The organism is Blautia sp. AF17-9LB (assembly GCF_003479185.1).
In the GTDB taxonomy this organism is placed as follows: domain Bacteria; phylum Bacillota; class Clostridia; order Lachnospirales; family Lachnospiraceae; genus Fusicatenibacter; species Fusicatenibacter saccharivorans.
This window is the reverse complement of sequence record NZ_QUGU01000004.1, coordinates 1-15,836: the sequence shown is the minus strand read 5'-3', so window position 1 is coordinate 15,836 and position 15,836 is coordinate 1. Positions and strand designations below refer to the sequence as shown.

Annotated in this window: 16 protein-coding genes and 3 tRNA genes; 6 read left to right on the top strand and 13 right to left on the bottom strand. The window is 49.7% G+C overall.

What is annotated here, in order from left to right:
- The first annotated feature begins 12 nt into the window (after positions 1 to 12).
- Positions 13 to 1,035 (top strand): hypothetical protein, encoded by a 1,023-nt coding sequence (locus DWX00_RS05555; protein WP_055221986.1) that lies wholly within the window; start codon positions 13 to 15, stop codon positions 1,033 to 1,035.
- A gap of 198 nt (positions 1,036 to 1,233) precedes the next feature.
- On the opposite strand, the gene DWX00_RS05550 is transcribed toward DWX00_RS05555, so the two are convergent.
- From DWX00_RS05550 to DWX00_RS20040, 7 genes are all read right to left on the bottom strand, one after another.
- Positions 1,234 to 2,874 carry a recombinase family protein gene (locus tag DWX00_RS05550; protein WP_055221983.1) on the bottom strand — a complete coding sequence of 547 codons (1,641 nt, stop codon included), beginning with the start codon at positions 2,872 to 2,874 and terminating at the stop codon, positions 1,234 to 1,236.
- Positions 2,875 to 2,946: 72 nt separating this feature from the next.
- The gene (locus DWX00_RS19840) at positions 2,947 to 3,114 is read right to left on the bottom strand and encodes a hypothetical protein (RefSeq protein ID WP_164468434.1); all 168 of its coding nucleotides are present in this window, start codon (positions 3,112 to 3,114) and stop codon (positions 2,947 to 2,949) included.
- A 267-nt stretch (positions 3,115 to 3,381) separates the two neighbouring features.
- Positions 3,382 to 4,740, bottom strand: coding sequence for a virulence-associated E family protein (locus tag DWX00_RS05540; protein ID WP_055221981.1), 1,359 nt, complete (start codon positions 4,738 to 4,740; stop codon positions 3,382 to 3,384).
- On the bottom strand, positions 4,700 to 5,404 hold the full coding sequence (locus DWX00_RS05535) for a CHC2 zinc finger domain-containing protein (RefSeq protein WP_055266766.1): 705 nt from the start codon (positions 5,402 to 5,404) through the stop codon (positions 4,700 to 4,702). Before DWX00_RS05535 ends, DWX00_RS05540 begins: the two co-directional genes overlap by 41 nt.
- Positions 5,401 to 6,645 (bottom strand): hypothetical protein, encoded by a 1,245-nt coding sequence (locus DWX00_RS05530; protein WP_055266764.1) that lies wholly within the window; start codon positions 6,643 to 6,645, stop codon positions 5,401 to 5,403. Before DWX00_RS05530 ends, DWX00_RS05535 begins: the two co-directional genes overlap by 4 nt.
- Positions 6,646 to 7,119: 474 nt before the next feature.
- A complete protein-coding gene (locus DWX00_RS05525; RefSeq protein ID WP_055222220.1) occupies positions 7,120 to 7,425 on the bottom strand; it encodes a hypothetical protein in 306 nt (101 codons plus the stop codon).
- Positions 7,409 to 7,888 (bottom strand): hypothetical protein, encoded by a 480-nt coding sequence (locus tag DWX00_RS20040; protein ID WP_226906287.1) that lies wholly within the window; start codon positions 7,886 to 7,888, stop codon positions 7,409 to 7,411. The genes DWX00_RS05525 and DWX00_RS20040 overlap by 17 nt, the downstream gene beginning before the upstream one ends.
- A 175-nt stretch (positions 7,889 to 8,063) precedes the next feature.
- Between DWX00_RS20040 and DWX00_RS05515 the strand changes: the two genes are divergently transcribed.
- Positions 8,064 to 8,912, top strand: a complete 849-nt coding sequence (locus tag DWX00_RS05515; RefSeq protein WP_055266762.1) for a helix-turn-helix domain-containing protein — start codon at positions 8,064 to 8,066, stop codon at positions 8,910 to 8,912.
- A gap of 80 nt (positions 8,913 to 8,992) precedes the next feature.
- On the opposite strand, the gene DWX00_RS20035 is transcribed toward DWX00_RS05515, so the two are convergent.
- Genes DWX00_RS20035 through DWX00_RS05500 form a run of 3 tightly spaced genes read right to left on the bottom strand, consistent with a single transcriptional unit; the run spans position 8,993 to position 9,882 of the window.
- On the bottom strand, positions 8,993 to 9,295 hold the full coding sequence (locus DWX00_RS20035) for a hypothetical protein (protein ID WP_055219875.1): 303 nt from the start codon (positions 9,293 to 9,295) through the stop codon (positions 8,993 to 8,995).
- A 12-nt stretch (positions 9,296 to 9,307) separates the two neighbouring features.
- Positions 9,308 to 9,490 carry a hypothetical protein gene (locus DWX00_RS05505; protein ID WP_055219873.1) on the bottom strand — a complete coding sequence of 61 codons (183 nt, stop codon included), beginning with the start codon at positions 9,488 to 9,490 and terminating at the stop codon, positions 9,308 to 9,310.
- Between the two features lie 14 nt (positions 9,491 to 9,504).
- Positions 9,505 to 9,882, bottom strand: a complete 378-nt coding sequence (locus DWX00_RS05500) for a TnpV protein (RefSeq protein ID WP_055219871.1) — start codon at positions 9,880 to 9,882, stop codon at positions 9,505 to 9,507.
- 93 nt (positions 9,883 to 9,975) lie between these two features.
- Between DWX00_RS05500 and DWX00_RS05495 the strand changes: the two genes are divergently transcribed.
- From DWX00_RS05495 to DWX00_RS05485, 3 genes are all read left to right on the top strand, one after another.
- Complete coding sequence (locus DWX00_RS05495) at positions 9,976 to 10,545, top strand: helix-turn-helix transcriptional regulator (RefSeq protein WP_158565884.1); 570 nt, start codon at positions 9,976 to 9,978, stop codon at positions 10,543 to 10,545.
- Positions 10,546 to 10,759: 214 nt separating this feature from the next.
- Positions 10,760 to 10,831 (top strand) — tRNA-Glu (locus DWX00_RS05490).
- A gap of 3 nt (positions 10,832 to 10,834) precedes the next feature.
- A tRNA-Cys gene (locus DWX00_RS05485) sits at positions 10,835 to 10,906 on the top strand.
- 108 nt (positions 10,907 to 11,014) lie between these two features.
- On the opposite strand, the gene DWX00_RS05480 is transcribed toward DWX00_RS05485, so the two are convergent.
- Entirely contained in the window at positions 11,015 to 11,899 is an 885-nt protein-coding gene (locus DWX00_RS05480) for an SH3 domain-containing protein (protein ID WP_117802317.1), read from the bottom strand.
- A 197-nt stretch (positions 11,900 to 12,096) separates the two neighbouring features.
- The gene (locus DWX00_RS05475; RefSeq protein ID WP_117804868.1) at positions 12,097 to 14,292 is read right to left on the bottom strand and encodes an alpha-galactosidase; all 2,196 of its coding nucleotides are present in this window, start codon (positions 14,290 to 14,292) and stop codon (positions 12,097 to 12,099) included.
- Between the two features lie 245 nt (positions 14,293 to 14,537).
- On the opposite strand from DWX00_RS05475, the gene DWX00_RS05470 reads away from it, so the two are divergent.
- Positions 14,538 to 15,395: an AraC family transcriptional regulator gene (locus DWX00_RS05470; RefSeq protein WP_117802316.1), complete on the top strand. Its 858-nt coding sequence runs from the start codon at positions 14,538 to 14,540 to the stop codon at positions 15,393 to 15,395.
- A gap of 158 nt (positions 15,396 to 15,553) precedes the next feature.
- Here DWX00_RS05470 and DWX00_RS05465 read toward each other — a convergent pair.
- Positions 15,554 to 15,625 (bottom strand) — tRNA-Asn (locus tag DWX00_RS05465).
- Positions 15,626 to 15,836 lie beyond the last annotated feature (211 nt).

Here is a 15,836-nt window from a genome sequence, read left to right as displayed (position 1 = left end):
GGGGGGCTTTTAATGAAAAAGCTAACACGTAAGATTGTTGCACTTACTCTTTCCTTGGTTATGTGCATAAGTTTTTCTAACACTACTTTTGCTTATGCCGACAACGAGAATATCAGTTCTTCTGCTGAAGCAAGCAAAGTGAATTGGTGGAAGATTGGCTGGATTATCCTTTCAGATTATGTGGAAAAGCTTATCGATCTCGATGGACAGAGTGAAAAGGATAGTAGTTGGGCCTATCTTGTTTCACCTAGCATAGAATATAACACGGGTGATATGGGGCCTGAGGTTTATTTTCGTCCAGAAGTAGATAACAGCGTTGGTTCTATCCGTATGCATGGACATAGGATTATCTTTGTCGATATTTTTACACAGATTGCACTCATCTTGTCAGATGCCTCTGGTGATACGGTAAGTCAAGCAACTACTGGTACAAATCAGTATATGTTTTATACAAAGAAAGCAGGAGACAGTTCTGGTACATGGAAAGCACAGTTTGTTTCAACTGAGACATACAAATGGCAGTTGTATTATGCCCATTATTACAATGCCAATGCTCGTTCAAGTGTTCCTATGACGGAAGATGGATTTTACTTTGGGGATAATAACAGAGTTTATCAATTCTCTGTTGCAGAATCTTACAGACTTAATTCTCTTCCTCCAGAGGTTGTTGATATGACACAACTTAATGCTCAATTTATTAATCCTGCTGATGGAAAAACTGTAGATTATCTCAAAGACTTTAATGCTGGAGATCAAGTTCATTTCTCTGATATAATTATTGACATTAGTTATGATGCGACTGAGGATGCGACTACATTTTATTTTACCGAGGATACTTATGAGGAAAACATAGGATGGAAATTTGCAGGAAATCTTCTTGACCAATATTCCGCTGGTGATGTTCTGAATCTAACTTTTGATGTGTTGAATGTCGGAAACTATCAGGGCATTACTTTTGAAAGCCTCGACTACTTTGAAGCAGCTTACGCGCATAATAACGGTGCCGCTTATCCCAATATTCAAGATTACCAATAATTTGATTTTGACATAAGGACTTATAGAAGAGGGCGTGTTGCGGATAATTTTCTGCAACGCGCCCTTTTTAGTATGCTTTAGCAAAATAAAGTTATCCCTTTTACTCTGGCCAAAGGAATAACTTTATTGCCTGATAGCATTAAAAGAAAATTGTTGTATCACTTTTGATATAAATTAAAAGTATTTAGCGTCTAAATTCTACCTTGACATTTCCCCAACAAAATTGTAAATAATCTTAACCTCCTGTGTCCTCTGACCATCAATCTTCTTGATTTCTCCAATCAGAATCCGGCTAATGAGCCGGTTCAGCACCGCCTCGTCCAGTTCCTCGATGGCGGCATAGCGCCGGATTTCCTTGATAAAAGTGCGGACTTCGCTTTCTTGCGCATCGGCACGACCTTGCATCATTGCCAGGTCATGCAGGCGTTTCTGGTTGGATTCCTGCTCCTGTTCCAGCGCCGCCGTCAGCTTCACAAACCGCTGCTCGGTCAGGATGCCTTTGGCCTTATCGGTGTACAGGCTCAGGAACATCCCGTCAATTTCCTGATTTCGGGCTTCCAGCCGCAGGCGTTCCTTTTCTGTCTGGGAGGCGTCCACCAGATACCGGTGCTCCATCCGGCGGCTGAGCCGCTGGTAGAACGCATCGGCATCCTTCATAGCCTGCGCCGCCAGTTCCTGAATGTCTTTCAGCACCAGATTGTATAAATCCCTGGCCTCGATCTTGTGGCTGGAACAGACCTTGCAGCCCATGCGGTTGTAGGTCTGGCAGATATAGTACGCCTTGTCAATCGGCTCCCGCATTTCGCCGGTGAAGCGGTTCTTCCCGGTTCGGCCCACTTTCTCATACCGCACCTGCATGGACTTCCCGCAGGTGGCGCAGTAGACCAGACCGTGGAACAGATTATAAAAGGGGCAGGAATTCCCCTGAATGGTCGGCCTGCGGTCAATGAGTTCCTGCACCTGTTCCCATTCCTCCGGCGTCACAATGGCCTCATGGCAGCCCTCGATCACTTCCCACTGGTCACGGGGAATAATGTCATAGGTGTTGGAGCGGATGCCTTTCTGATGCGTCCGAAAGACCAAATGTGCGCCCTTATAGAATGGATTTCTCAGGATGTGACTGATTCTGGCTCCGCCCCAGAAATAATAGTTGGCGTCAAACTCCGTGTTGGCTTTGACATGGGTGATTGGGATTTTTTCTTCCATCAGACGTTTGGAAATCCTCATGCAGCCCAGCCCGTCAAGGGCATAGTCATAGATTTTGCGGATGATTGGCGCTGTCTCAGGGTCAATGATGAGATGCCCCTTGTCCTCCGGGTCACGCATCAGGCCGAAGGGCGGCGTCCCTCCGCAGAACTTCCCCTGCCGGGAGCGGGTGGTGATGCCTGCCAGCACCTTTTTAGAAATATCCCGGCTGTACATATCGTTCAGGATATTCTTAAAGGGCGTAATGTCCATCTCCTGACGGGTCAGGCTGTCCACGCCGTCCGTGATGGCGATATAGCGTACATTGTGTTTGGGGAAAAAGATTTCGATATAGCTGCCAGCTTCAATATAGTTCCTACCAAGCCTGGATAGGTCTTTGGTGATGACGCAGCCGATCTTCCCCGCCTCAATGTCAGCGATCATGCGCTGGAAGGCAGGGCGGTTGAAATTGCGGCCCGTATAGCCGTCATCCACATAATATTCATACTGGAACATTCCATGCTTTTCAGCAAAGTCCCGAAGCATGATTTTCTGGTTGCTGATGCTCATACTCTCGTTGTCGCCGCCGTCATCCAGAGAGATGCGGCAGTAGAGAGCGGTGATTTTCTCATAGACTTGTTTTTTCCTGCTCATAGCGTTCTCCTTCTATGAACAGGGACACGATACCATTATAGTACCATGTCCCTGCCCCTGAATCAACCGTTTTTACGCAGCGTTTTCGGCCATTTCCCGCTGTTCCAGCCATTCCTCGAAGTGTTCGCAGGTCTGGCGCTCGATCAGCTGCTCAAAGGCTTCCCGCATGGACTTCTCCCCGGAGAACTCCCGCACCACCACAAAACGGACTTTATTTTTCTGCTGTTTGCTTTTTTCCATAGGCTACCTCCATAGAGTAGCAGGCCAGACGGCAGCACTGGCAACGAAGTCCGGCAACGAACCTCTGAAAACCTGTAAACTACCGTCTGACCTGCAAATCTTACTTTATCAATTTTCTTGAAAAATCTCGTTGTTTTCGTTGCCGGAGATAGAGATAGATATTAGAAAATACCTTATTTACAGGCTTTTTCCGTATCCAGACCGGAGAATCCCCGGCAACAAACCCGGCAACCAAGTGGCAACCATCCCGGCAACAGACCGCTAATTTTATGCGATCCACTCCTTCGGCAGTTCCAGCTGGCAGCATTCTTCCTCGGTCAGCTCCACAAATCCATCTTCGTTGCCGGGCAGTTCGTTGCCGGAAACGTCCCGTTCCCAGCCCCTCTGCCTGCCATATCCGGTGAACATCCGGGGATTGGAGAATGGTTTCCAGCCCGTCACCACCGTGTTCATGATCTCGTTGATATTGTGCAGCTGCCACCGCTTCGGCTCATCGTAGGTGTGGCCCAGCGCCTCCTTGAACAGCTGTTTGGAGCAGACCATGCTGCCGGTGTAGTGTTCCAGAAAGCCCTGTATCTGTCCGGCCTCGGTGTCCTCCGGCATGAAATCCTTCTGCACCTCCACCAGCTGGCGCTGGATGGACTTGCTGAACTTCATAGAGTAGTGGCCGCTGCGGTAAATCGTCATGGCCTCCGCCCAGACCTGTAAAAGATAGGCTCTGGAGGCGTCCTCGTCCTCCAAAATGTGAACCTCTGCATTCTCCGGGTAAATCATGATCGGCAAAAAGCGCCGATTTCCGGCCCGGTCAAGGGGCAGGAAGTCCAGTGTGTTGGACGAACCGCCGAACACACACTGCCGCAGCCGGTCTTTGGGCTGGGCCTCGTAGGGCGTCCGGTAGGTTTCCTTCTGGCGGCTGATAAAGGAGCGGATTTCTTCAATGCTTTTGGCGCTGCTGGTAGCCAGCATCTCCGACATTTCGATAATCCAGTGTCCTTGCAGCTTCAGATACACCCTGTCATCGTCCAGTTTTTTCAGGTCGTCACTGAACCACTCGTCCCGGATCGCCAGCAAGCGGAAGAAGCTGGACTTGCCAGCCCCCTGACCGCCCACCAGACAGAGCATTTCCTCATATTTGGAGCCGGGGCGGAATACCCGCCGGATAGCCCCCAGCAAAAAGTGTTTCAGCATTTCCTCCACATAGTCGCTCTCGTCCGCACCTAAGAAATGATGGAGACAGGAGCGGATGCGGGGCGTCCCGTCCCAGACAAGGCCGTTTAGCACGTCCTGTATGGGATGGTAGCAGTTCTCATTCGCCACGATGGAGAGCGCCGCCGTCATCTTTTTCTCACTGGTCAGGCCATAGGTCTGCTCAAAATAGAGAAGCAGATATTTCACGTCCGTATCCGTCAGGGCACTGGTATTCCTGCGCCAGCCTAAATCCTGTACAATGTCCACCCGGTCAGTCAAAAGGTTCAGGCGGATCGCCCCACGCAGGAGAGGGTCATGGCAGAACACCGTCCGGCAGTTGCCGATGGTGTTGGCGGGCTGGCCCTTCTCGGTGACGGACAGGCTTTCCCGCACCTCATCAACGCTCCGCTCCGGCGCTAAGGCTTCGGCTGCGCTCATGGCGGCCTGCCGGGTGGCTAGCGGTAAACTCTGATATTCGCTGCTCAATCTTCCTCACCTCTTTTCCATACTCAGCGACCACGGAAGCACGTTCCTCCATGCTGCCGGACAAGAGAATATCCAGCAGATATTCCGTGTACGGTTTCTTTTGCAGGGCCTCCACGAACAGCGGATTCCACGCTTCATCCGGCGTCTGCGGGGCGTATTCCTTCTCCCAGCGTTCCAGCAGATGCAGGTAATTGCACAGCACCCGGAAACATTTCTGCTCCGCCTGCCGGTAACGCAGTTCCTCGCTGATTTTTCGCTTGACCGGCCTCCTGCGGGGCGGGTCATGGCCTTTGGCGTCATAGTGGACAGAGAAATCCTCCGCCAGCTTCAGCGCCGCCTCCTTACTGCTCAGACTAAACAGACGGGCGGTAAAATCAATCACATCCCCATCTGCCTGACAGCCAAAGCAGTGGAACCGATGGTCAATCTTCATACTGGGATGTTTGTCATCATGGAAGGGACAGCAGGCCATGCCATTCCTGCCAACCTGCACCCCGTAATATTCCGCAGCCTGCCTTGTGGTGACAGACTCCTTCACCGCTTCAAATATATTCGATTTTCTCACCTCCAGGCAGAGAAAAAAGCACCCGTTTCCGCAGAAAATCAGGTGCCTCATAACTCCATATCGTGTTTCTTTTTCGGAGCAATCCGCCCCTCACGTTCCCAGCGTTCCCGGTTATCTCGGTCAGCGTTCAGCCTGCCTTTCGCCAGCTTCTCCCGGATGGATTCTCTGGCCTTCTCCTTAATCTGCTCCTTACCGGCCTTCTTGACCTCCGGCTGCATGAGAGTTTTCTGGATTTTTGCCAGGGCGTTCTGCATGACCCGTTTGATTTTGGTAATCACTCCATCCAGACGGGCGGCAGCGTAGTCACGCTCCTTCTTCGGGGCCTTCCGCTCCGGCGAAAGCACCCACTTTTTCGTTTCCTCGATCAGACGAATATCTTCTTTGTGTGTCTCCTGCCGGACGGTATCGGTCACCACCTCCACCGCCTTGTCATAGGCCGCATCGGAAACATCATCTAACAGCGTCTCCACGTCCTCGATTTTGAGCGTCAGTTCTTCCAGCTTCTGCTCCTGCGCCGCAAGCTGCTCCTTCTGCTTCATCAGGATATAATCCTGTTTTTCCAGATAGTCCCGCCCGCCGTAGGACGGCTCCTGATCCAGATGCAGCCCATGCCGTCTGGCGATGTCAAACAGGATCGTCCGGCAGACCGCATCAAAGGTCTGCTTGCGGTTGTTGTTCCGGCCTTTGGGCTTCTCCGGGTTGGGGAGAGGGATGCCAAGTTCTTCCAGCGCCTTTTCCTGCTGGGGGCACAGTTCCCCATAGCGGTTCTCACAGTCAAAGACGTGCCGCTCATGGATGTGGGGCGTCCCCTCGTCCAGATGGAGCGCCCAGTCCAGGATGTGGATATGGGAACCGAAGCGGCGCTCAAATTCCTGATAAAACTCATTGACGATGGAAAAGAGCGTATCCGGCGAGACGGATTCTCCCATCGTGCCGATCTGGTAGATACTTTCCTCCGGGCAGGTCTTGTTGTTTTTCAGCAAGTCCTCCACAGTGCGGTTGCGCTCGGTGTGCCGGGTTTTCTCATTCCGGGCGTTCTGAGCTTCCACATAGCCGCCGTAATGCTCGTAGTAATACATCCGCTCGATTTCCTCAAAGCTGAAATCCGGCTGCTCCGGGTTCTCCCGGAACTCATGGGTGGTAAAGCCCCGGTAGCAGTCCCAGTAGACATTTTGCCTTGCCCGTTCTGCGTCAATGTGTTCGCTGTTCTCCACATCGAACCGGCGGTCATTGTGGCGGGGATTATAGGTGCCATGCTTGCCGGAGCGTCCATTGTGTCGTGTCAGTTTCAAACAGATTTCCTCCTTCCTGCGAAGATGTTCTGGGGCCGGGGAAGGGGCGGCGAAGCCGCAAATCCTGCGAATTTTGCGTCAGGTAATACCCAATACAAGTTGACGCAGGCATCAACTTTCCCTGGGCAAGGCGTTTCACCCTTGACCCGATGGGGCGGCTGCCCTCAACCTGCCAAGGCACTTCGTCCTTGACCCGATAATGGCTGCCGCCCTTACCCTGCCAATGGGCGTTGCCCCTTGACCCCAGCAGTGCGCTGCCGCCCCTGCACCCCGCCACAAAGGGCTGGCCGCCCTCTGTACTTCCGCACCGGCGAAGCTGGCTTCCACCGCAGGAACGGTGTTTGCCAGTTTCACCGGCTCCGTATCCACACATTTGCGCCCATAGGCGGGGAGTGGATACGGAATACGCCTGCGGGGATTGCCGGTCAAAACATCGGGTGCAGACCCGTCATTTTTCCCGTAAACACCCCGATTTTAGGCGATTTTTTCTTCCGTTACCACCACCTGAAAGCCATGCTCCTTTGCGTACTCCCTTGCGGCGGCTTTCCGTTCTTCGCTGTACGGAGGCACCAGCCGGATCGACAGCCGGGACTTGTCCAGCACATAGGTCACGCTGCCCTCCGGCGTGCTGCGCTCCAACCGGCACAACAGTGGGTACTTCCGGCTGAAATCAGCCAGCCTGCGCTTCAAGCTGGCGTTGAAGGTGTAGACGCTGGCAAGGTTCTCCGCCTCGTTCCAGTTGATGATGGTTTCTTTCTCATACTTAGACAGCTTCTTCATACAGATCCTCCTCATAATCGGTGTAAGATTTCAGCACACGCAGGTTGCGCTTGAGACGGCGGTACTCGTCCATCTCCATGCGCAGATGGTGATAAAAATCCTCGTACCAGCTTTCGTTCATCTCCGTCTCCACCTTCCGGGCCAGCCCCAGCATCCGGCGTTTGGCCTCCGGGTCAACCGTCAGAGCCGTCAGCCATTTCAGCCGTGTCACCGTATTGTGGTGGCTGAGACAGCCGTAAGCGTAGAGAATCTTCTTTTCTTTCATACTCAGTGTCATAATGATTTCCTCCATTTCTTTGCTGCGGAGCCATGCGCCCCGCATGATAAACTTGTTTCCTGTCCGCCGGTCTGCCTGCAAGCCGCTCCTGCCCGGAATTTCTCCCGGCGTATCGGCCTCTTTGGTGTGCTCGATTTCTGTCCTGGCGTCACTTCCCCGGAGGCCATACCCCTTGCAGCCGGTCATTCGATTTTCAAGGTTCTGTGCCTGTCTGCAAGAACCAGTTTACCGAAAAAAGAGGCCCTTTCCCGTATATCCAAAACGTCGGAAAAACGCTCGAAATCCGCATATTTCCACGCTTATGGAATCGTGCTATAATGGGTGTAATCACTGAAAAAGATAACGAGAGAGGGGGCTTTGGATGTACGCAAAGCTGACAATCCCGGAGCGGCTCAAAGACCTGCGGGTGGTGGACAAGCACCTGACGCTGGAACAACTGGCGGAGCAGACCGGCCTGTCTAAATCCGCGCTGGGAAAATACGAAACCGATGACTACAAGGACATCAGCCCGTTTGCGATTGCAACGCTGGCGGACTTTTACGGCGTGTCCACCGACTATCTGATGGGGCTGACGGAAAATAAAAATCACCCAAACACAGAACTTCAATCTCTGCATCTGAGTGATGATATGGTGGAACTTTTGAGCAGCGGCAAAATCAACAACCGGCTTCTCTGCGAACTGGCTGCCCACCCGAATTTCCGGCGGCTGATGATAGATATGGAAATCTGCATCGACCAGATCGCCAATATGCGGGTGGAGCAGATGAATCTGGTGTTGGAGGCCACCCGGCAGACCGTCATGAGCAAGTATGCGCCCGGAGAAGATGACCTCTATATGCGGACGCTGGAACTGGGGCAGGTGCAGGAAAGCGATTTTTACAGCCATGTCATGCACGATGATCTGGACAGCATCGTCCGGGACATCCGGGAAGCACACCGCAAGGACAAGACCACCGCCGACCCGCAGCCCACGCTGGATGACGTCAAGGAAAAGTTTGAACAGGCGCTCGAACAGGGCAGCCAAGAGGAAGTGGTAATCCACGAATTTTGCGACAGAATGCAGATACCCTTCGAGAAGATTTCCTCAGAGGACTTCTCTGCATTTTTGCGGATACTGAGCCTGTCCAAAATGCTCAAAAATCCCAACAACATGAGAGGAAAGGCCAAGCCGCAGCCGTACTATGCGCCCAAGCGGAAGAAACGCAGATAACAGGAAAGCCGCCCAATCTGTACCGTTGGACGGCTTTCGACCCGTTTGTGGGCGGAATAAAATATGTGGTTATACATCCGTTAGCTGACCGTTTTCATCAGCTTTTTCATAAACTTCCAGAGACGGATGCCATCTTTGAGGCCCAGCCGGTAAAAGAAGCACTCGCTTTCTGCACCAGAATCGAAAATAGAATCACAGTAGTGTCTTACAGCGTCCTTCTGTTCCTCAGACAATGCGCTGATTGCTTTTTCATACTCGTTTTCCAAGCGAAGGCAGTCCTCTTTTTTCTCCGTGCCGGTTTCTGCCTCCCGCCACTTAGCAAACTGGCTCTGCATCCGCTCCTGAATCATCAAATCAACCAATTTTTCTATATCTGTACCCATAAGCGCCCCTCCTTATGCTGGGCGGATATAATTCCGGTATGTTTCCAGGACGGAATCTGACACACCGCTTTTATATACTTTGCGGATGTCGGAGATTTCCTCTTGCTTCAGCAGTTTCAGCCATTTCAGCAGCTCAGCCCTGCCGTTGGCAAAGTTACAATAACGCCCATCGGCGTATTCGATACGGTATCTCATAGACAGGCACCTCCTTAAACAAAAATCATCTCAGAGAGGATGATTTCCTCTGCTCGGCTGCGAATGCTGTTCATGCCCCCGACCCACGCAAGCTGGTCACGGGCTTTCAGTTCCTCGGTGACACCCTCCGCCTCCTGCATCTGCGAGACGATACACGCCAGCCGGTCAGCGGCCTGTTCGTTCAGGTCAGCAAGATATGTCCAGAGTTTTCCCGACAGAAGCAGGGCATTGTACTGGCCGGGCCGGTGTTCTTGCAGAAACGCTTTGTGCATCCGGCCCCACCGCCCAATGGGGCGGCTTTCCTCCGGTAGCTCCAGATCGGGGATGTAGTAGTCTCCCACCAGCGTGTAGCTGATTCCGTTTTGATGGATTTTCTTTGGTAAATGCTCCATGTTCGACCTCCTGTATTCAGTTATTTCAGAATCCAGTTGATCGTGTCCCTGTTCATGATAAATTCAAGGCAACTGAACTCTTCACGAACAAGTATGGCATATCAACTGCTTCTTCCGGCTTTTCCATTGGAAGAGCTTTCTGCTGCTGAAGCCTCCTCTCAGACACAGAAAACATTTGTACTGACATTATCTGAGCTTTTCCAGGAAATCCTGTATGCATACGATACCAAACCCATCGGCTGGTTTCTTCTGATCAAAAGTGACATGTATCGGATTCTTGCACTTCTGGCGCAATACCAGCTTTTTCTTCATCCGGAACCCCTCTGCACTCGTAAAAAAGAAAGATCTGATCAGTGTAAAAAACTCTTACGTTATATTCAGGATAACTATGATTCTAAAATCCGTCTTTCAGATCTTGCTGCTATACTCAATATGAATCCACAATATTTTTGTCGTTTCTTCAAAACGCACTTTCACACAACGCCTATTTCCTATATCAACCAGTACCGCGTAACCCAAGCCGCAGATCTTCTTACCGGCAGCTCGCTTTCTATCTTGGAAATTGCTCTGCATACCGGATTTGAAAGCCCCAGCTATTTTGCCAGCATTTTCCGCCGGACTTTTGGTATGTCACCGGAAGAATATCGAAAGGCCATGCCCTGACCCGGCAAATTTTTCTGTTTCCTTTTTATATCTACGCAAAGATAAATCACTTTCTTACACAGCGAAACTCAAATTTTTTCCTTCTGAATGCACGGCAACACAAATCTCAAAAATTTTTGATTTTTTTTCAAAAAACACTTGCCAAACTCGTTTTCTTATGATAATATACTACTTGTCGCTGAGCAAAAATCACGGCAGACAAAACAAAAACTTCGGCTCCGTGGTCAAGCGGTTAAGACATCGCCCTTTCACGGCGGTAACACGGGTTCGATTCCCGTCGGAGTCATATGGCGTCGTAGCCAAGTGGTAAGGCAATGGTCTGCAACACCAGTATCCACCGGTTCAAATCCGGTCGACGCCTCTTCTTTCCCGGAAACAGATAGTTTCCGGGATTTTTCTTTTTCAAAATTATTTCAAAAAAGCTGCCGGTTCTGTTTGCTTCGGCAGCTTTTTTGAAAATATGATTTTTTTAATTTTCTTTTTCTTTCACATAGTCTTCGTACACATACGCCGTTTTTCCCTCATACGAAATCTTGTACCATCCGTTTTCTTTTCCGAGCATTTCCACTTCTTCCCCTGTCGTCAGAGCTCCGATGACCTGGCTTGTGCTGACGTTGGGTTCTGTACGTACATTGACCGGTGAGATACAGGTGACGGTTTTCTTACCCTTCTGCTTTTTCACGCCATCCGAATTATTTTCTGCTTCCAGAGCTCTTTTCTGCTCCTTGCAGGCCGTCTGAAATGTTTCTGTCAGCAGCTCATTGTCCGGGAACTGCAGAGACTCCAGTATTTCCGGCACGATTTGCTGTGTATCGTTGCTGCCGCTTCCTTTTTTCCATATGATCTGATACCCTTCATTCTCCGTTTTCACCCCGCAGAAAAATGCAATCGGAATCTGCTGGGAATTTTTTACCTGGAAACGATAAAAGGAACTCTCGTTATCTTTTCCTTCGTTAGCTGTTTTCACCATAAAATCACTGATGCTGTTTTCCCCTGTTATTTCATTCGGATAGAGCAAATTTTCAGCGCTCTCTTCGTCCTCCGGAAAATCCATAAGTATCACTTTTGCCATTCCTTCCCGATACGATATCTCAAGACTTTCCCCATCTTCCGATATGAAACTGCATTGGATTTTTTCATCTCTCATTACATTCCAGCCTTCTGGAAGTGTGATTATAATATTCTGGTATGTAGAAAGAAACTCTTTTTCACCATCTTCTGACTCATCCTGGACACTGGATGCTCTTTCGGAGACAGCCGATGGATTCTCCTTTTTCACCTGCTGATTTCCACATCCCATTACCACAATAGTTGTCATCAGAAGAACCGCTAAACAGTTTTTTCTGTTTCTCATGTACAATTTCCTTTCTTGACAGTTCCGTCTTTATTTTCTGTCAGAAAATTTCTTTTGCTTATTGTATCACAACTATTTTTGCACTGTAAAGAGTACGTTCCTTCCCTCCTGCCTTGATTTTCTTTATGCAAAAAAATCTCCAACCAGATTGAGGTTCCCTCCCCCTCAAATCCAGTTGAAGATTTTTCTTATCTTTTTTATTTTACTTCTGTAAATTCGACCCGGATACTCTCATACTCTCCCAGCACCTGATGCAGGGTCAGCCCCGCACGGTTCCAGGTACGGCCAAGGCGGACTTCCTGGTCCAGGCTGCAGCGGTACAGCTTATCCTCTGCAAGACCGCACACTTTCGTGTGAACCGGAAGCATATTTCCTTCTGCGTCAGTCTTTACGATCGTAAGCAGTGCGCGGCTCTGATCCTCTGCCACGAACTCCCATGCCATGAAATCCTGTTTTTTCAGTCCGGTCAGACGGTAATACAGGCCTTCGTGTGTGAGCTCGTAATATTCATGCATCGCAGCAACCTGCTCTTTTACCATCTCTTTTTCTTCCTCTGAAATCTTATTCAGATCCATCTCATATCCAAAGCTTCCTGCCAGCGCCACATCGCCTCTTGTCCGGAACGGTGTCACACGGCCGGTCTGATGGTTCGGGCATACAGAAACGTGGGAACCAACGGTACTGATCGGATAGAAGAACGAGCTTCCGTACTGGATAGACAGGCGGTTGATCGCATCGGTATTATCGCTGCACCAGATCTGCGGAGAGTAATACATCATACCGGCATCATATCTTCCGCCTCCTCCGCTGCAGCCCTCGAGCAGCAGATTCGGGCATGCGGCAAGGAATTTTTCCATCAAATCGTAAACACCGAGCACATAGCGGTGATACAGCTCTCCGTTTCGGCTCTGTGCTGCCACATGGCTGTAAACATCGCAGACACTGCGGTTCATATCCCATTTGACATAATCAATCTTTGCATCATGAACGATGGTTGTCAGACGCTCCAGCAGATACTCACGCACATCCTCACGCGTCATATCAAGTACAAGCTGATTTCTGCTGTGGTTCGGCACACGGCCAGGAATTGCAAATGCCCAGTCCGGATGTGCACGGTAAAGATCACTGTCCTCGGAAATCATCTCCGGCTCAAACCAGAGACCGAATTTCATGCCCATCTTGTGAATTTTTTCTGCAAGCTGCGCCATGGAGCCGTTCATCTTTTTCTCGTTGACGAACCAGTCACCGAGACCACTGTTATCATCCTCTCGTTTTCCAAACCAGCCATCGTCAAGCACCAGCATCTCAATGCCAAGCTTTTGCGCCTGTTCTGCAATTTTCAGGATTTTTTCTTCGTTGAAATTAAAATAGGTTGCTTCCCAGTTGTTGATCAGAATCGGTCGTTTGGCATGCTTGTATGCGCCACGGCAGATATGCTCGCGGATGATCTCATGATACTGCTGTGACAGTTTGGTAAGGCCGGTTCCGGAATAGCTTAAGATTGCCTGCGGGGTATCGAACGCCTCTCCTTTTTCCAGATGGAAGCAGAAATTGGTCGGATGAATACCCATCTGAAAACGGGTCTGATTTTTCTGATCCTTCTGTGCTGCCGCAACAAAGTTTCCGCTGTAAACGAGGCATGCGCCGATGCAGGAACCGTGTGTCTCACCCGCACCCTCCTCGCAGAGGATCACAGCCGGATTGTAATGATGGCTCGATGTACCGCGGGTGCTTCCGATCTCGACTTTTGCATGCTGCACCGGAATCCGCTCCGCCGTACGCTCCATCGCATGACGACCCGAGAAATAGATCATCTCATAATTTTCATACATCAGATCCATGCTGAATGACAGCATTTTTTCCAGCTCAATTGCCGTTTCTCCGTGATTTTCGAGTCTTGCCGCTCTCGTAATCACATTTTCCTTTTCAAATACACCGTAAAACAGCTTCAGCACAATGTCGGAAGCCTTCTCCGTCATTGTAATAACAAGAGTCTCACCTTTTTCTTCCTCTGTATCGTACAGCGCCGGCATTCCGGGAATAGCATAGGAATGATCCAGAATTTCGAACGAATCGAAACGAAAATCTGCTGCAAAGCTGCCGTCCGCGTGGCGGATCTCAATCATATCATCACGGAAATCACCGACACCACTTCCCGGAATTTCCTGCGGAAGTGCATCAAGAGAATATTTCCGGTTAGGGCCTGCCTCCTCCGGATTTCCTGCAAATCCCATATCTGTACAGAAAATCAGACCGGAAAGATTTTCCTCACCGATTTTTTCTCCATAGTAGAGATGCAGAAGCACATTTTTGTCATCTGCGAACATCTGGTAACTGCTGTCTTTTGTCTGGAGGGTAAATAACCGTCCATTTTCACTTACTTTGATTGCCATAGTTTTTTCTCCTTTATCTTATCGCATTTTTTCGGGCTGCTCACACCAAAATCACTTTCTTACATACCCGAACAGCAAGTGTTCCGGTGCTGCGTGAACCGCAACGGCTGCTACTCCGGGCCTTTGATCTTCTACAGCGGCTTGCAGTATCCTGCAAAACACGATATAATTTTACTGACATTTCGGAATCTCATCCTTTTGTGACATTCCGGCTTTTCTGATGATTCATTTTGTGAGGTATACTTATGGAAACTTCCTGGACACTTCCCGTCCCAAAGCATAAATTTTCGGATCTTTATCTCTGCTTCTGCGGCTACGAAGCCTGCCAGCCGTTCCACAGCTACGGCCCGGCTGTCCGCCCCAATTACGTGATCCACTATATTATTTCCGGGAAAGGCATTTTTACCATCGGAAACCGCACTTACCGCTTAACCGCCGGACAGGGCTTTTTCCTGATGCCAAATGTCCGCACCTACTATGAAGCCGATGCGGATGATCCCTGGACCTATCTCTGGATCGGTTTTGACGGCGAAAAAGCTGCCTCTTATGTACAGGAACTCGGTCTTTCCGAGGAGCACCCTGTCTACCAGTGCAACTTTTCCGGTGAACTGCAGTCCCTCCTGTTTCAGATGCAGAAGCACAATACCTATGACACCTCTGACCAGTATCTTCTGGAAGGCTGTCTATACCAGTTTTTCTCAATTCTTTCCCGCGAAATCACGCTTGCCGACCCTTTTGCACGGGAGAGTGGCAATCTTTACGTGGAAAAAGCCGTTGAGTTTATCCGAAATAATTATTCCAATGAAATCCTTGTCTCGGATATTGCCAGATATGTCTGCATCAACCGAAGTTACCTTTATACCCTGTTTCAAAAATATCTCCATACCTCACCGCAGGACTATCTTTCTTCCTGCCGGATCACGCGTGCGCTCGAGCTTTTATCGTATACGGATCTCTCCATCGAAACGGTCGCTTTTTCCTGTGGTTACCGGAATGCCGAAGTTTTTACCAAAGCCTTCCGCCAGAAGCAGGGCATGACGCCAAGCGCCTATCGGAAAAAGTTCCGCCTGGACACGACTCCGGACTCTGCACATGTTCCGTGATCTGTCTGATTTTATTATAACGAAATCTTTTTTCCATGAACAGGAAGAAATGTTATGGAAAACCGTCAAAATGTTAGATGGCATTTCTTAATGGCTACAGACAGCAAAAAAGCGATACAGCTATGATTTCTCATTTCTGTATCGCTTCTTCATCTTAGCTCCCCGAGTTGGGCTCGAACCAACAACCCTTCGGTTAACAGCCGAATGCTCTACCATTGAGCTATCGAGGAATACCTCAGGAATCTTTTCCTAACAATCGTTACTATAACACAATCTTTTTCGAAAAACAAGTATTTTGCGGAAAATAATTACAAAAAGCCACCGGATTTCTCCGATGGCCTTTCCGATATACCTTCAAAACCGCATACACATTACATCTATCATTCCATTTTGTGAACACAACCATTCAGGTCAAGCCCTCGACCGATTAGTAACAGTCAG

Bases quoted from the DNA above. Each gene is read 5' to 3' on its own strand.
- DWX00_RS05555 (WP_055221986.1), top strand. From the start codon at position 13: ATGAAAAAGCTAACACGTAAGATTGTTGCACTTACTCTTTCCTTGGTT.
- DWX00_RS05550 (WP_055221983.1), bottom strand. From the start codon at position 2,874: ATGAGCAGGAAAAAACAAGTCTATGAGAAAATCACCGCTCTCTACTGC.
- DWX00_RS19840 (WP_164468434.1), bottom strand. From the start codon at position 3,114: ATGGAAAAAAGCAAACAGCAGAAAAATAAAGTCCGTTTTGTGGTGGTG.
- DWX00_RS05540 (WP_055221981.1), bottom strand. From the start codon at position 4,740: ATGAGCGCAGCCGAAGCCTTAGCGCCGGAGCGGAGCGTTGATGAGGTG.
- DWX00_RS05535 (WP_055266766.1), bottom strand. From the start codon at position 5,404: ATGAGGCACCTGATTTTCTGCGGAAACGGGTGCTTTTTTCTCTGCCTG.
- DWX00_RS05525 (WP_055222220.1), bottom strand. From the start codon at position 7,425: ATGAAGAAGCTGTCTAAGTATGAGAAAGAAACCATCATCAACTGGAAC.
- DWX00_RS20040 (WP_226906287.1), bottom strand. From the start codon at position 7,888: ATGACCGGCTGCAAGGGGTATGGCCTCCGGGGAAGTGACGCCAGGACA.
- DWX00_RS05515 (WP_055266762.1), top strand. From the start codon at position 8,064: ATGTACGCAAAGCTGACAATCCCGGAGCGGCTCAAAGACCTGCGGGTG.
- DWX00_RS20035 (WP_055219875.1), bottom strand. From the start codon at position 9,295: ATGGGTACAGATATAGAAAAATTGGTTGATTTGATGATTCAGGAGCGG.
- DWX00_RS05505 (WP_055219873.1), bottom strand. From the start codon at position 9,490: ATGAGATACCGTATCGAATACGCCGATGGGCGTTATTGTAACTTTGCC.
- DWX00_RS05500 (WP_055219871.1), bottom strand. From the start codon at position 9,882: ATGGAGCATTTACCAAAGAAAATCCATCAAAACGGAATCAGCTACACG.
- DWX00_RS05495 (WP_158565884.1), top strand. From the start codon at position 9,976: ATGGCATATCAACTGCTTCTTCCGGCTTTTCCATTGGAAGAGCTTTCT.
- DWX00_RS05480 (WP_117802317.1), bottom strand. From the start codon at position 11,899: ATGAGAAACAGAAAAAACTGTTTAGCGGTTCTTCTGATGACAACTATT.
- DWX00_RS05475 (WP_117804868.1), bottom strand. From the start codon at position 14,292: ATGGCAATCAAAGTAAGTGAAAATGGACGGTTATTTACCCTCCAGACA.
- DWX00_RS05470 (WP_117802316.1), top strand. From the start codon at position 14,538: ATGGAAACTTCCTGGACACTTCCCGTCCCAAAGCATAAATTTTCGGAT.